The 15,077-nt window shown below is 56.6% G+C and carries 11 protein-coding genes; 10 read left to right on the forward strand and 1 reads right to left on the reverse strand.

Annotated elements, in window-relative coordinates:
• Positions 1-50 precede the first annotated feature (50 nt).
• Positions 51-1,190 (forward strand): molecular chaperone DnaJ, encoded by a 1,140-nt coding sequence (dnaJ, locus tag D8B20_RS03060; RefSeq protein ID WP_145886997.1) that lies wholly within the window; start codon positions 51-53, stop codon positions 1,188-1,190.
• A gap of 202 nt (positions 1,191-1,392) precedes the next feature.
• Positions 1,393-2,571 carry a Na+/H+ antiporter NhaA gene (gene nhaA / locus D8B20_RS03065; protein WP_145886999.1) on the forward strand — a complete coding sequence of 393 codons (1,179 nt, stop codon included), beginning with the start codon at positions 1,393-1,395 and terminating at the stop codon, positions 2,569-2,571.
• A gap of 112 nt (positions 2,572-2,683) precedes the next feature.
• Here nhaA and rpsT read toward each other — a convergent pair whose 3' ends face one another.
• On the reverse strand, positions 2,684-2,947 hold the full coding sequence (rpsT, locus tag D8B20_RS03070; RefSeq protein WP_145887001.1) for a 30S ribosomal protein S20: 264 nt from the start codon (positions 2,945-2,947) through the stop codon (positions 2,684-2,686).
• Between the two features lie 317 nt (positions 2,948-3,264).
• On the opposite strand from rpsT, the gene ribF reads away from it, so the two are divergent.
• The 8 genes from ribF to carB all read left to right on the forward strand — a co-directional run bounded on the left by ribF (position 3,265) and on the right by carB (position 14,946).
• The gene (ribF, locus tag D8B20_RS03075; protein ID WP_145887002.1) at positions 3,265-4,203 is read left to right on the forward strand and encodes a bifunctional riboflavin kinase/FAD synthetase; all 939 of its coding nucleotides are present in this window, start codon (positions 3,265-3,267) and stop codon (positions 4,201-4,203) included.
• 27 nt (positions 4,204-4,230) lie between these two features.
• Positions 4,231-7,050, forward strand: coding sequence for an isoleucine--tRNA ligase (gene ileS / locus D8B20_RS03080; protein ID WP_145887004.1), 2,820 nt, complete (start codon positions 4,231-4,233; stop codon positions 7,048-7,050).
• On the forward strand, positions 7,050-7,550 hold the full coding sequence (lspA, locus tag D8B20_RS03085) for a signal peptidase II (protein ID WP_145887006.1): 501 nt from the start codon (positions 7,050-7,052) through the stop codon (positions 7,548-7,550). Before ileS ends, lspA begins: the two co-directional genes overlap by 1 nt.
• Before the next feature lie 110 nt (positions 7,551-7,660).
• A complete protein-coding gene (gene fkpB, locus D8B20_RS03090; protein WP_145887008.1) occupies positions 7,661-8,131 on the forward strand; it encodes an FKBP-type peptidyl-prolyl cis-trans isomerase in 471 nt (156 codons plus the stop codon).
• Complete coding sequence (ispH, locus tag D8B20_RS03095; RefSeq protein WP_145887010.1) at positions 8,112-9,065, forward strand: 4-hydroxy-3-methylbut-2-enyl diphosphate reductase; 954 nt, start codon at positions 8,112-8,114, stop codon at positions 9,063-9,065. The genes fkpB and ispH overlap by 20 nt, the downstream gene beginning before the upstream one ends.
• Before the next feature lie 209 nt (positions 9,066-9,274).
• Positions 9,275-10,087 (forward strand): 4-hydroxy-tetrahydrodipicolinate reductase, encoded by an 813-nt coding sequence (gene dapB, locus D8B20_RS03100; RefSeq protein WP_145887012.1) that lies wholly within the window; start codon positions 9,275-9,277, stop codon positions 10,085-10,087.
• A gap of 472 nt (positions 10,088-10,559) precedes the next feature.
• Positions 10,560-11,708, forward strand: coding sequence for a glutamine-hydrolyzing carbamoyl-phosphate synthase small subunit (carA, locus tag D8B20_RS03105; protein ID WP_145887014.1), 1,149 nt, complete (start codon positions 10,560-10,562; stop codon positions 11,706-11,708).
• A gap of 13 nt (positions 11,709-11,721) precedes the next feature.
• Positions 11,722-14,946 carry a carbamoyl-phosphate synthase large subunit gene (carB, locus tag D8B20_RS03110; RefSeq protein WP_145887016.1) on the forward strand — a complete coding sequence of 1,075 codons (3,225 nt, stop codon included), beginning with the start codon at positions 11,722-11,724 and terminating at the stop codon, positions 14,944-14,946.
• The last annotated feature ends 131 nt before the right edge of the window (positions 14,947-15,077 follow it).

Genomic DNA, 15,077 nt, shown 5'->3' on the forward strand with positions numbered 1-15,077 from the left:
CGTCGGAGATCTCTCCACGCCCGTGCGATCATGTTAAGGGCAGAAGAAATATGGCTAAGAGTGATTTTTACGAGATCTTAGGCGTCTCAAAATCCGCCGACGAGCGCGAAATTAAGAAGGCATATAAGCGCCTGGCGATGAAGTATCACCCGGACCGCAACCCGGGCGATAAAGAAGCCGAAGCCAAATTTAAAGAGGTTAAGGAAGCCTACGAAATCCTGACCGATGCGCAGAAGCGTGCGGCCTATGACCAGTACGGTCATGCAGCCTTTGAACAGGGCGGCGGTGGCGGCGGCTTTGGTGGCGGCTTCGGCGGCGGCGGGGCTGACTTCAGCGATATCTTTGGCGACGTGTTCGGCGACATTTTTGGTGGAGGACGCCGTCAGCGCGCCTCACGCGGCGCCGATTTACGCTACAACATGGAACTGACGCTGGAAGAAGCGGTACGCGGCGTGACCAAAGAGATCCGCATTCCAACGCTGGAAGAGTGTGATGTCTGCCACGGCAGCGGTGCCAAAGCGGGAACCCAGCCGCAAACCTGTCCAACCTGTCACGGTGCTGGCCAGGTGCAGATGCGTCAGGGCTTTTTCACCGTTCAGCAGGCGTGTCCGACCTGTCATGGCCGCGGCTCGGTGATTAAAGATCCGTGCAACGCCTGTCATGGTCATGGACGCGTGGAGCGCCAGAAAACGCTGTCGGTGAAAATCCCGGCGGGCGTGGATACCGGCGATCGCATCCGTCTCAGCGGCGAAGGCGAAGCGGGCGAACACGGGGCACCTGCTGGCGATCTGTATGTTCAGGTTTCGGTGAAAAAACACCCTATCTTTGAACGTGAAGAGAATAACCTCTACTGTGAAGTGCCGATTAACTTCGCGATGGCGGCGCTGGGCGGTGAGATTGAAGTGCCGACGCTGGATGGTCGCGTGAAGCTGAAAGTCCCCGCAGAGACCCAGACCGGTAAGCTGTTCCGCATGCGCGGTAAAGGCGTGAAATCGGTCCGCGGTGGTGCGGTAGGGGATCTGCTGTGCCGGGTCGTGGTGGAGACGCCAGTGAGCCTGAGCGACAAACAGAAAGCGCTGCTGCGCGAGCTGGAAGAGAGCTTTGGCGGACCAACGGGTGAAAAGAACAGCCCGCGTTCCAAAAGCTTCTTTGACGGCGTGAAAAAGTTCTTTGATGACCTGACGCGCTGATTCAGCCGGCTAAGGTAACAAAAAGCGGAGAGGCGACTCTCCGCTTTTTTTTGGCTATCGCGCCAGTTTATGTTCTTTGGTACCCGGCAAGCGGATTTCTGCCAGCCAGCGCACAGCGGCTGTAAACAAATGACAAGTTGCTTTTAACAAGGGATCACCACCGCTAAACTACCGGGCAAAATTGTCTCACTCAGGAGGAGTTGTGAACAAACCCCGTAGTCTCCGAAGCTTGCTGAAAAGCTTTATCGAAAGCGACGCCAGCAATGGCATCGTGCTGATTCTCGCGGCCGTCGCGGCCATGATCCTTGCCAATAACGCCTCGACTGCGCAAGGCTATCAGGCTTTACTCGCCGAACCGGTACAGATCCGTTTTGGTGCGCTGGATATCAGCAAAAATCTGCTGCTGTGGATTAACGATGCGCTGATGGCGCTGTTCTTTTTGCTGATTGGCCTGGAGGTGAAGCGTGAGCTGATCACCGGGGAGCTTGCCAGCCGCGATCGCGCCATTTTTCCCGTCATTGCCGCGCTCGGCGGCATGGTGGCACCAGCAATCATTTTTCTGCTGTTTAACCATGATAATGACATTGCCCGCAACGGCTGGGCGATTCCGACGGCGACTGATATCGCGTTCGCACTTGGCGTACTGGCACTGCTGGGCAGCCGCGTACCGGCCGCGCTGAAAGTTTTTCTGATGGCGCTGGCGATCATTGATGACCTCGGTGCCATCGTGATTATCGCGCTGTTCTATACCAGCGATCTTTCGGTGCTGTCGCTCAGCGTGGCCGCCGGCGCAATTGTCCTGCTGGCAATCCTTAATCGCTGTGGCGTGCGCAATATCGCTATCTATATGCTGGTGGGGATCGTGCTGTGGACCGCGGTGCTGAAATCCGGTGTCCATGCCACGCTGGCGGGCGTGATTGTCGGATTCTTTGTCCCGCTGGAAGAGAAAGAGGGGCATTCGCCGGCGGAACATCTGGCGCACGGCCTGATGCCATGGGTGAACTGGCTGATTCTGCCGCTGTTCGCTTTCGCCAATGCCGGCATTTCACTCAGCGGCATTACTTTCGGCGATGTTCTCTCTCCCGAGCCGCTGGGCATCATTCTCGGCCTGTTAATCGGCAAACCGTTAGGGATTACCCTGTTCTGCTGGCTGGCGGTGAAACTGCGGCTGGCAGCGCTGCCGGGCGGGACAACGATACGCGATATCATGGCCATCGGCGTGCTGTGTGGCATCGGGTTCACCATGTCGATCTTTATCAGCTCGCTGGCATTTGATGCCGCGCATGAGCAACTGGTGACCTTCTCGAAACTCGGGATACTCAGCGGATCGCTGCTGTCTGCGGTCATCGGTTTTGTACTGCTGCGGATAAAGCTGCGCTGAATAACACAGCACAAAGGAGGCGCGAGCCTCCTTTATTTTTCCGGCGATCGGCAGGCGTAAAAAAACCGGCTAAGCGCCGGTTCTTTTAACAAAGCGATAAACAGACGGGCGATTAAGCCAGTTTGTTGATCTGAGCAGTCAGGTTTGCTTTATGACGTGCAGCTTTGTTTTTGTGGATCAGACCTTTAGCAGCCTGACGGTCCACGATTGGTTGCATTTCGTTGAATGCGTTCTGCGCAGCAGCTTTGTCGCCGGTTGCGATAGCCGCGTATACTTTCTTGATGAAAGTACGCATCATAGAACGGTTGCTCGCGTTTTGCTTGCGACGTTTCTCAGATGTTACGGCGCGTTTCTTAGCTGATTTGATATTAGCCAAGGTCCAACTCCCAAATGTGTTCTATATGGACAAATCAAAGGCCGAGGACTATGCCTTTTGCGCCTTCTTTTGTCAATGGATTTGTGCAATAAAGCGTCGTTTTAACCACGACACCCGCTTACGTAATTGATGGCGCAAGATTCTACCAGCAACCCCGCGCTGAATACAGTATTTCGCGACAAAATTCTTCAGAATGTCCCTGAGCCGCCAGCGGCACGCCGATTCGCCGCACCAGAAGCAGGAAAGGCACGCAGACGGGTTAACCTTAACGCTATTCAAGGGTATAATCCGCCGATTTCCACCGGTTTGAGTCAGCCATGAAGTTAATCCGCGGTATCTATAATCTGAAACAGCAGCATCGCGGCTGCGTCCTGACGATTGGTAATTTTGATGGCGTACATCGCGGCCACCAGGCGCTGATGGCGGAATTGATTGCCGAAGGACGCCAACGCAACCTGCCGGTGGTGGTGATGCTTTTTGAACCCCAGCCGCTGGAGCTGTTTGCCGGCGACAAAGCCCCGGCGCGCATTACGCGTCTGCGGGAAAAGCTGAAATACCTTGAGCAGGCCGGCGTCGATGCGGTTTTGTGCGTGCGCTTTGATCGCCGCTTTGCCGCCCATTCGGCGCAAAGCTTCATCAGTGAGCTGCTGGTGAACCGGCTCAACGTCAAATTCCTCGCGGTCGGTGACGATTTCCGCTTTGGCGCTGGTCGCCAGGGGGATTTCCTGTTATTACAGAAGGCCGGTGCGGAGTATGGCTTTGAGGTCATCAGCACCCAGACCTATTGTGATGGCGGCGAACGTATCAGCAGCACCGCGGTACGTCAGGCGCTGGCGCAGGATGATTTTGCGCAGGCGCAGCGGCTGCTTGGCCATCCGTTCAGCATTTCAGGCCGCGTCGTGCACGGTGATGCACTGGGACGCACCATCGGTTTCCCTACCGCGAATCTTCCGCTACGCCGCACGGTGACGCCGGTTAAAGGCGTATTTGCGGTGGAAGTGCTTGGCCTGGGCGACAGTCCGGTGCCGGGGGTGGCAAACATTGGCACACGTCCAACGGTAAAAGGTCTGCGTCAGCAGCTTGAAGTTCACCTGCTTGATACACATATGAATCTCTATGGGCGCCATATTGACGTGGTGCTGAAACGGAAGATTCGCGACGAACAGCGTTTCACATCGCTGGACGCGCTGAAAGAACAAATTGCGAAAGATGTGGTGACGGCCCGCCAATTTTTTGGGCTACAAACACCGGTTTAATGACCGAAATACGGAACCGAGAATCTGATGAGTGACTATAAATCTACCCTGAATTTGCCGGAAACGGGGTTCCCGATGCGTGGCGATCTGGCCAAACGCGAACCGGCAATGCTGCAACGCTGGTATGATGACAACCTGTACGGCATCATCCGCGCCGCAAAAAAAGGGAAAAAAACCTTTATCCTGCATGATGGCCCTCCTTATGCGAACGGCAGCATTCATATTGGTCACTCAGTTAACAAGATTCTGAAAGACATTATCGTTAAGTCGAAAGGCATGGCGGGCTACGATTCGCCCTATGTTCCAGGCTGGGACTGCCACGGCTTACCGATTGAGCACAAAGTTGAGCAGATGATCGGCAAGCCGGGCGAGAAAGTCAGCGCGGCAGCGTTCCGTGAAGCCTGCCGCAATTACGCCGCAGAGCAGGTGGAAGGTCAGAAGAAAGACTTTATCCGCCTGGGCGTGCTGGGCGACTGGGATCGTCCCTATCTGACGATGAATTTCCAGACTGAAGCCAACATCATTCGCGCGCTGGGTAAAATCATCGGCAATGGCCACCTGCACAAAGGTGCGAAGCCGGTGCACTGGTGCATGGATTGCCGCTCTGCGCTGGCCGAAGCGGAAGTAGAATATTACGACAAAACCTCGCCCTCCATTGATGTGATGTTTAATGCGCTGGACGCAGACGCGGTCCGCGCGAAGTTTGGCGTTGCGACCTCCGAAGGCCCGGTGTCGCTGGTGATCTGGACCACCACGCCGTGGACCATGCCGGCCAACCGCGCCATCTCACTGCACCCTGAATTTGATTACCAGCTGGTACAGATCGACGGTCGCAGCCTGATTCTGGCGAAAGACCTGGTTGAGAGCGTGATGAAGCGCGCCGGCATCAGCGAATGGACGGTACTGGGCGAAAGCAAAGGCGCGGCGCTGGAACTGCAGCTGTTCCAGCATCCGTTCCTGTCTCACATCCAGTCAAAAGTCGTGCTGGGCGATCACGTGACGCTGGACGCCGGTACCGGTGCGGTGCACACCGCGCCAGGCCACGGCCCTGACGACTATGTGATTGGTCAGAAATATGGTATCGAAACCGCGAACCCGGTAGGACCGGACGGCACTTACCTGCCAGGCACCTATCCCACGCTGGACGGAGTCAACGTCTTTAAAGCCAACGACATGATCGTGGCGCTGCTGCAGGAGAAGGGCGCGCTGCTGCACGTCGAAAAACTGCTGCACAGCTACCCGCACTGCTGGCGTCACAAAACGCCGATCATCTTCCGTGCGACCCCGCAGTGGTTTATCAGCATGGATCAGCAGGGGCTGCGTGCGCAGTCGCTGAAAGAGATCAAAGGCGTGCAGTGGATTCCGGACTGGGGCCAGGCGCGTATCGAGGCCATGGTGGCGAACCGTCCGGACTGGTGTATCTCACGTCAGCGTACCTGGGGCGTGCCGATGGCGCTGTTCGTGCATAAAGAGACCGAGCAGCTGCATCCGGACACGCTGGCGCTGATGGAAAAAGTGGCGCAGCGTGTGGAGCAGGACGGCATTCAGGCCTGGTGGGATCTCGACCCGCGCGATCTGATGGGTGACGACGCTGACAGCTATGTCAAAGTGCCGGATACGCTGGATGTCTGGTTCGATTCCGGCTCCACCAGCTTCTCGGTGGTTGACGCACGTCCGGAGTTTGAAGGACATGCGCCAGATATGTATCTGGAAGGATCGGACCAGCACCGCGGCTGGTTTATGTCTTCCCTGATGATCTCCACGGCGATGAAAGGCAAAGCGCCTTATCGTCAGGTACTGACGCACGGGTTCACCGTGGACGGTCAGGGCCGCAAAATGTCGAAATCCATCGGCAACACCGTCGCGCCGCAGGACGTCATGGACAAACTGGGCGCCGATATTCTGCGCCTGTGGGTGGCTTCAACCGACTACTCAGGCGAGATGGCGGTTTCCGACGAAATCCTCAAGCGTGCTGCTGACAGCTATCGTCGTATCCGTAACACCGCGCGCTTCCTGCTGGCAAACCTGGCGGGCTTTAATCCGGCGACCGATTGCGTCAGCCCGGAAGAGATGGTGGTGGTGGACCGCTGGGCGGTTGGGCGTGCGCTGGCAGCGCAGCAGGACATCGTACACTCCTATGAAAACTACGATTTCCACGAAGTGGTGCAGCGTCTGATGCACTTCTGCTCCATTGAGATGGGCTCGTTCTATCTGGATGTGATCAAAGATCGTCAGTACACCGCGAAGGGCGATAGCCTGGCCCGTCGCAGCTGCCAGACCGCACTGTGGCATATCGCAGAAGCGCTGGTACGCTGGATGGCACCGATCATGTCCTTTACCGCAGATGAAATCTGGGGCTACCTGCCGGGCGAGCGTGCGCCGTATGTCTTTACCGAAGAGTGGTACGAAGGCCTGTTTGGTCTGGCAGACAACGAAGCGCTGAATGATGCTTACTGGGCAGAGCTGCTGAAAGTGCGTAGCGAAGTCAACAAAGTGATCGAGCAGGCGCGCAGCGACAAACGCATTGGCGGCGCGCTGGAAGCCAGCGTGACGCTGTACGCTGATGCCGGGCTGGCAGCGAAGCTGCAGGCGCTGGGCGATGAGCTGCGTTTTGTGTTGCTGACCTCGGGCGCGATCGTGGCCGACTACGTGACGGCCAGCGACGAAGCGCAGCAGAGTGAGCTGTTAAAAGGTCTGAAAATTGCGCTGCATAAAGCAGAAGGCGAGAAATGCCCGCGCTGCTGGCATTACACTACCGACGTCGGCCAGAACCCGGAGCATGCGGCGATCTGCGGACGTTGCTATACCAACGTAGCCGGCAACGGCGAAGCGCGGAAGTTTGCCTGATGAACAAACCTGGCTCTACCGGATTGCGCTGGTTGTGGGTGGTGCTGGTGGTGATCGTCATCGACTTCGCCAGCAAACAGTGGATCATGAACAACATGATGCTGCACGAAACGCAGCCGCTGATGCCGTTTCTGAATCTGTTCTACGCGCATAACTACGGCGCAGCGTTCAGTTTCCTGGCGGACAAAGGCGGCTGGCAGCGCTGGTTCTTCGCGGGTATCGCGATTGCCATCGTCGTGGCGCTGGTGGTGATGATGTATCGCAACCACGTCAGCAATAAGCTCACAAACATTGCCTACGCGCTGATTATTGGCGGGGCGCTGGGAAACCTGTTTGATCGCGCCTGGCACGGTTTCGTGGTCGATTTTATCGACTTCTACATCGGTGACTGGCACTTCGCCACCTTCAACATCGCCGATTGCGGAATCTGCATCGGTGCGGCGCTGGTGGTGCTGGAAGGGTTTCTCAGCCCCGGCAGTAAAAAAGCGCTGCAGAAATAGTGCGTTTTCGGACGTAAATTACCGGTCGCAAGCCTGACGCCAGCAGGGGTCAGGCTTTGTACTGTAGTGACCGGACGGAAAACCACGACAGACAGAAAAAAGGGTAAGTCATGTCAGAGAAAGTCCAGCGCGATAGCGCGCTGCTGGTGCACTTCACACTTAAGCTGGAAGATGGCTCAACCGCCGAATCCACGCGCGCCAATGGCAAGCCCGCGCTGTTTCGTCTGGGCGATGGCAGCCTGTCAGCCGGGCTGGAGCAGGAGCTGCTGGGACGGCAGGCGGGCGATCGGCATACGTTTACGCTGGCGCCGGAAGAGGCATTTGGCGCGGCCAGTCCGGACCTGATCCAGTATTTCTCGCGTCGTGACTTTATTGATGCGGGTGAGCCGGAAGTGGGCACGATTATGCTGTTCACCGGCATCGGTGGCAGCGAAATGCCTGGCGTTATCCGGGAAGTCTCGGGCGATTCGATCACCGTAGACTTTAACCATCCGCTGGCCGGCCAGCGAATTACTTTTGACATTGAGGTGCTGGAGGTTAATCCGGCGCTGGAGGCAGGCGATGCAAATCCTGTTAGCTAACCCCCGCGGTTTCTGCGCAGGCGTGGACCGCGCTATCAGTATTGTTGAGCGCGCGCTGGAGATGTATGGCGCGCCCATCTATGTGCGCCATGAAGTGGTGCATAACCGTTATGTGGTCAGTAGCCTGCGCGAGCGCGGGGCCATCTTTATCGAAGAGATCAGCGAAGTGCCGGATAACGCGATTCTGATCTTCTCTGCCCACGGTGTATCTCAGGCGGTTCGCGCGGAAGCCAAAGCGCGCAGCCTGACGATGCTGTTCGACGCCACCTGTCCGCTGGTGACCAAGGTGCATATGGAAGTGGCACGCGCCAGCCGTAAAGGGGTAGAAGCGATTTTGATCGGTCATGCCGGCCATCCGGAAGTGGAAGGGACCATGGGGCAGTACAGCAACCCCAACGGTGGCATGTATCTGGTGGAGTCACCGGAGGACGTGTTTAAGCTGACGGTAAAAGATGAGAACAACCTGTGCTTCATGACGCAGACCACCCTGTCCGTCGACGATACCTCAGACGTCATTGACGCGCTGCGCCAGCGCTTTCCGGCCATTATCGGGCCACGCAAAGACGATATCTGCTACGCCACCACTAACCGTCAGGAAGCCGTGCGCGTGCTGGCTCAGGATGCAGAAGTGGTGCTGGTGGTTGGCTCAAAAAATTCATCCAACTCCAACCGCCTGGCGGAGCTGGCACAGCGTGCCGGGCGTCTGGCGAAGCTGATTGATTCAGCAGATGACATTCAGGAAGAGTGGGTGACCGGCGTAAAATGCATCGGTGTCACCGCCGGCGCGTCCGCACCGGATATTCTGGTGCAGCAGGTGATTCAGCGTTTGCGTGAACTGGGCGGTGATGCCGCCGTTGAGCTGATTGGCCGCGAAGAGAACATTGTCTTTGAAGTGCCGAAAGAGCTGCGCGTGGATGTGCGCGAGGTGCAGTAAAGGTTTATCAGCATAATCAACAGGCCGACGCAGTTCGGCCTTTTCTTTATCTGTTATCCGCCCCGCCGCGGGCAGGATTGCTTTTACTGATAATGCACCAGGGCTGTCGTGAAATTCTTATATCCCTTTTTTATTGTGGCGTGACGGTTATCTGACCGTTAACCTGTTTACGCTTTGCATGCATAGTTTTGTATCAGGAATGAATAAATATGAGTGAAATCCGCATTGCTATTGTGGGCGCACCGGGTCGCATGGGACGCAATCTGATTGAGGCCGTACACCAGGCGGAAGGCGTTACGCTGGGAGCGGCACTGGCACGCAGCGGCGCTTCGCTGCTGGGCGTGGATGCCGGCGAACTGGCGGGTATTGGGAAAACCGGCGTGATCATCACCGACGATCTGCTGAGCGTAGTCGATGATTTTGACGTGCTGATTGATTTTACCCGTCCGGAAGGCACGCTGGAGTATCTGGCGTTCTGTCGTCAGCACCGGAAGGCAATGGTGATCGGCACCACCGGCTTTGATGAGGCAGGTAAAGCGGCGATTCGTGCCGCTGCCGATGACATCGGTATTGTGTTTGCGGCTAACTTCAGCGTCGGGGTGAATCTGGTGCTGAACCTGCTGCAGCAGGCAGCAAAGGTGATGGGGGACTACGCCGATATCGAAATTACCGAAGCGCATCATCGTCATAAAGTCGATGCCCCTTCCGGCACCGCGCTGGCGATGGGGGAAGCGATTGCCGACGCGATGAAGTGGAAGCTGGATGAGCACGCCGTGTACGCCCGGGAAGGTCATACCGGTGAGCGCAAAGCGCAGACAATTGGCTTTGCCACCGTGCGTGCCGGCGATATCGTTGGTGAGCATACGGCGATGTTTGCTGATATTGGCGAACGTGTGGAGATTACGCACAAGGCTTCCAGTCGCATGACCTTTGCAAAAGGTGCCGTTAAGGCTGCGGAGTGGGTTATGTCGCGTAAAAGCGGGCTTTATGATATGCGTGATGTGCTGAATCTGACAAACTGATAAGTGTGTTGAGCCATCGTGATGTGGTGATTTCAATCATTAATGCGTTGATTGACAAGGGCAATGTGATCATTGCCCTTTATTTTATGCATTAAATGCAGTTACGCTTATTTTTATTTATGAGATTGTTATTTTTACATGTTTTCCTCGTGTATAGAGCTTACTTAACGCCAATTTTGACCATTTGGTCAAAATTAACTGTCCTGACCGAACATTTTTCGGTTATTTCAGTCAGGCAACCGATTATTTCCCCGTGATACTTCTCTCTTTTGGTGCCTGGTTCGCTTTTTTACCTTCAGAGGCCCGAAAAACACAAAAAAATAGCCCCTCAGGGTAGACAATAAGCAGGTCGATCATTAGAATGCGCGCAATTTGCCAAAAATCGAGCAGTCAGGCGGTTTTTACGTTGATTCAGGGCAGTATTTTGAATTAATATGCAGATATTGTGACTGTTTATTCCCTGGAGGATGTTTTGATTAAGTCAGCGCTCTTGGTTCTGGAAGACGGAACCCAATTCCACGGTCGGGCCATCGGGGCAACGGGATCGGCAGTGGGGGAGGTCGTTTTCAACACGTCAATGACCGGTTATCAAGAAATCCTCACTGATCCCTCCTATTCCCGCCAGATCGTCACCCTTACTTATCCCCATATCGGCAATGTTGGTGCTAACGCCGCCGATGAAGAATCCAGTCAAATCCATGCTCAGGGCCTCGTGATTCGCGACCTGCCGCTGATTACCAGTAACTTCCGCAGTGAAGAGAGCCTGTCAGCGTATCTGCAGCGCAATAACATTGTGGGCATTGCCGATATCGATACCCGTAAGCTGACCCGTCTGCTGCGCGAAAAAGGCGCGCTGAATGGCTGCATTATTGCCGGTGATAATCCGGATGCTGCGCTGGCGCTGCAAAAGGCACAGGCGTTTCCTGGCCTGAAAGGCATGGATCTGGCAAAAGAAGTGACAACCGCAGAAACCTACGCCTGGCAGCAGGGCAGCTGGACGCTGAAAGCCGGCCTGCCGGAGCAGCAGCGCGCAGATTCGCTGCCGTTCCATGTGGTGGCCTATGACTACGGCGCAAAACGCAACATCCTGCGTATGCTGGTGGATCGCGGCTGCCGCCTGACGGTGGTACCGGCACAGACGCCGGCGGAAGACGTTCTGGCGCTCAATCCGGACGGCATTTTCCTGTCAAACGGCCCTGGCGATCCGGAGCCCTGTGATTACGCCATCCGCGCCATCCAGGCGTTTCTGCAAACCGAGATTCCGGTGTTCGGCATCTGCCTTGGCCACCAGCTGCTGGCGCTGGCCAGCGGGGCAAAAACCGTGAAGATGAAGCTGGGCCACCACGGCGGCAACCATCCGGTGAAAGACCTTGATAACAACAGGGTGATGATCACTGCACAGAACCACGGTTTTGCCGTGGATGACAGCAACCTGCCGGCCAACCTGCGCGTCACGCACGTTTCGCTGTTTGACCAGACGGTGCAGGGCATTCACCGCACCGACAAACCGGCTTTCAGCTTCCAGGGACACCCGGAAGCCAGCCCAGGCCCGCACGATGCGGCGCCGCTGTTCGATCACTTTATCGAACTGATCGAAGCTTACCGTTCTCACGCGAAGTAATCAGGAGCCCACGATGCCAAAACGTACTGACATAAAATCCATCCTGATCCTTGGCGCTGGCCCGATTGTGATTGGCCAGGCATGTGAATTTGACTACTCCGGTGCGCAGGCGTGTAAAGCGCTGCGCGAAGAGGGCTACCGCGTCATTCTGGTGAACTCCAACCCGGCGACCATTATGACCGACCCGGAAATGGCCGATGCGACCTACATTGAGCCGATCCACTGGGAAGTGGTGCGCAAAATCATTGAAAAAGAGCGTCCGGATGCCGTGCTGCCTACCATGGGCGGCCAGACGGCGCTGAACTGTGCGCTGGAGCTGGAACGCCAGGGCGTACTGGAAGAGTTTGGTGTCACCATGATTGGTGCCACCGCGGATGCCATTGATAAAGCCGAAGATCGCCGTCGTTTTGACGTGGCGATGAAGAGTATCGGTCTGGATACTGCCCGCTCTGGTATCGCTCATACCATGGAAGAAGCACTGAAAGTGGCAGAAGAGGTCGGCTTCCCGTGCATTATTCGTCCGTCCTTTACCATGGGTGGCACTGGCGGCGGTATCGCGTATAACCGTGAAGAGTTTGAAGAGATTTGCGAGCGCGGCCTGGACCTGTCGCCCACCAATGAGTTGCTGATTGATGAGTCGCTGATTGGCTGGAAAGAGTATGAGATGGAAGTGGTGCGTGATAAGAACGATAACTGCATCATCGTCTGCTCGATCGAAAACTTTGACGCCATGGGCATTCACACCGGCGACTCCATTACCGTCGCGCCGGCGCAGACCCTGACCGATAAAGAGTACCAAATCATGCGTAACGCCTCACTGGCGGTACTGCGTGAAATTGGCGTGGAAACCGGTGGCTCCAACGTGCAGTTCTCGGTCAACCCGAAGGACGGCCGTCTGATTGTGATTGAGATGAACCCGCGCGTGTCACGTTCTTCGGCACTGGCGTCAAAAGCCACCGGCTTCCCGATTGCCAAAGTCGCGGCGAAACTGGCGGTGGGCTTTACCCTTGATGAACTGATGAATGACATCACCGGTGGTCGTACGCCGGCGTCGTTTGAACCCTCTATCGACTACGTCGTGACCAAAATCCCACGCTTCAACTTCGAGAAGTTCGCCGGCGCCAACGATCGCCTGACCACGCAGATGAAATCGGTCGGGGAAGTGATGGCGATTGGCCGCACCTTCCAGGAGTCGATGCAGAAAGCCCTGCGCGGACTGGAAGTGGGCGCGAACGGCTTTGACCCGAAAGTGAACCTTGACGATGCCGATGCGCTGACGCGTATCCGTCGCGAGCTGAAAGATGCAGGTTCGGACCGTATCTGGTACATCGCCGACGCGTTCCGTGCCGGGATGTCAGTGGACGGCGTGTTTAACCTCACCAACATTGACCGCTGGTTCCTGGTGCAGATTGAAGAGCTGGTGCGCCTGGAAGAGCAGGTTGCGCGCGAAGGCGTCAACGCGCTGGACGCGGCCTTCCTGCGTGCGCTGAAGCGCAAGGGCTTTGCCGATGCACGTCTGGCCGCGCTGGCGGGTGTGGCAGAAGGCGAAATCCGTAAGCTGCGTCAGCAGTACAACCTGCACCCGGTTTATAAACGCGTGGACACCTGCGCCGCTGAGTTTGCCACCGATACCGCCTATATGTACTCCACTTATGAAGAAGAGTGCGAAGCAAATCCAACCCACGGCCGTGACAAAATCATGGTGCTGGGCGGCGGGCCAAACCGTATCGGTCAGGGCATTGAATTTGACTACTGCTGCGTGCATGCCGCACTGGCGCTGCGCGAAGACGGTTACGAAACCATTATGGTGAACTGTAACCCGGAAACCGTTTCAACCGACTACGATACCTCCGATCGCCTCTACTTTGAGCCGGTGACGCTGGAAGACGTGCTGGAAATCGTACGCATCGAGCAGCCAAAAGGCGTCATTGTACAGTACGGCGGCCAGACGCCGCTGAAACTGGCGCGCGCGCTGGAAGCAGCAGGCGTGCCGGTCATCGGCACCAGCCCGGATGCCATTGACCGTGCGGAGGACCGTGAGCGCTTCCAGCAGGCGGTTGAGCGCCTGAGCCTGAAGCAGCCGGCCAACGCCACCGTGACGACGCTGGAGCAGGCGGTGGAAAAAGCGGTCGGTATCGGCTATCCGCTGGTGGTGCGTCCTTCCTATGTGCTGGGCGGACGCGCAATGGAAATCGTCTACGATGAAGTTGACCTGAAGCGCTACTTCCAGACCGCGGTATCGGTCTCTAACGATGCGCCGGTTCTGCTGGATCGCTTCCTGGATGATGCGGTCGAAGTTGACGTTGACGCCATCTGCGACGGTGAACGCGTGCTGATTGGCGGCATTATGGAACACATCGAACAGGCGGGCGTGCACTCCGGTGACTCAGCCTGTTCGCTGCCTGCTTATACGCTGAGCACCGATATCCAGAACGTTATGCGTCAGCAGGTGGAAAAGCTGGCTTTTGAACTGAACGTACGCGGCCTGATGAACGTGCAGTTCGCGGTGAAGGACAACGAGGTTTACCTGATTGAAGTGAACCCGCGTGCCGCGCGTACCGTGCCGTTTGTGTCCAAAGCCACCGGCGTGCCGCTGGCGAAAGTCGCCGCGCGCGTCATGGCGGGCAAAACGCTGGCGGAGCAGGGCGTGACCGAAGAGGTGATCCCGCCTTACTACTCGGTAAAAGAAGTGGTGCTGCCGTTTAACAAGTTCCAGGGCGTTGACCCGATTCTGGGGCCGGAAATGCGCTCCACCGGTGAAGTGATGGGCGTGGGCCGCACCTTTGCCGAAGCCTTTGCCAAAGCGATGCTGGGCGCGCAGAGCAACATGAAGAAAAGCGGCCGTGCGCTGCTGTCAGTGCGTGAAGGCGACAAGAAGCGCATTGTCGATCTGGCCGCGAAACTGCAGAAGTTTGGTTTCGAGCTGGACGCGACGCACGGTACTGCCGTGGTGCTGGGTGAAGCCGGTATCAATCCGCGCCTGGTGAACAAGGTGCATGAGGGGCGCCCGCACATTCAGGATCGCCTGAAAAACGGGGAGTACACCTACATCGTTAACACCACCGCAGGCCGTCAGGCGATTGAAGATTCCAAACTGATTCGCCGCAGCGCCCTGCAGTATAAAGTGCATTACGACACCACCCTGAATGGCGGTTTCGCCACCGCCATGGCGCTGAATGCGGATCCAACGGAAAAGGTGATTTCCGTGCAGGAGATGCACGCGCAAATCAAAGGCTGAAACGGGATGTGAAGCCTGATAAACGGCTCCTGCGGGGGCCGTTTTTTTTTGCCTGCCGGGAATAAAGCCGGTCGACTGGCGGACAAAAGTAAGATTTGACATAAGTTTTAGCAATTAATGCTGCAATATTT

Origin of the sequence: Candidatus Pantoea soli (genome assembly GCF_007833795.1) — a bacterium.
In the GTDB taxonomy this organism is placed as follows: Bacteria; Pseudomonadota; Gammaproteobacteria; order Enterobacterales; family Enterobacteriaceae; genus Pantoea; species Pantoea soli.

Coding starts and splice junctions, on each gene's coding strand:
- dapB (WP_145887012.1), top strand. CDS start 9,275: ATGAGTGAAATCCGCATTGCTATTGTGGGCGCACCGGGTCGCATGGGA.
- ribF (WP_145887002.1), top strand. CDS start 3,265: ATGAAGTTAATCCGCGGTATCTATAATCTGAAACAGCAGCATCGCGGC.
- fkpB (WP_145887008.1), top strand. CDS start 7,661: ATGTCAGAGAAAGTCCAGCGCGATAGCGCGCTGCTGGTGCACTTCACA.
- carB (WP_145887016.1), top strand. CDS start 11,722: ATGCCAAAACGTACTGACATAAAATCCATCCTGATCCTTGGCGCTGGC.
- lspA (WP_145887006.1), top strand. CDS start 7,050: ATGAACAAACCTGGCTCTACCGGATTGCGCTGGTTGTGGGTGGTGCTG.
- ispH (WP_145887010.1), top strand. CDS start 8,112: ATGCAAATCCTGTTAGCTAACCCCCGCGGTTTCTGCGCAGGCGTGGAC.
- ileS (WP_145887004.1), top strand. CDS start 4,231: ATGAGTGACTATAAATCTACCCTGAATTTGCCGGAAACGGGGTTCCCG.
- dnaJ (WP_145886997.1), top strand. CDS start 51: ATGGCTAAGAGTGATTTTTACGAGATCTTAGGCGTCTCAAAATCCGCC.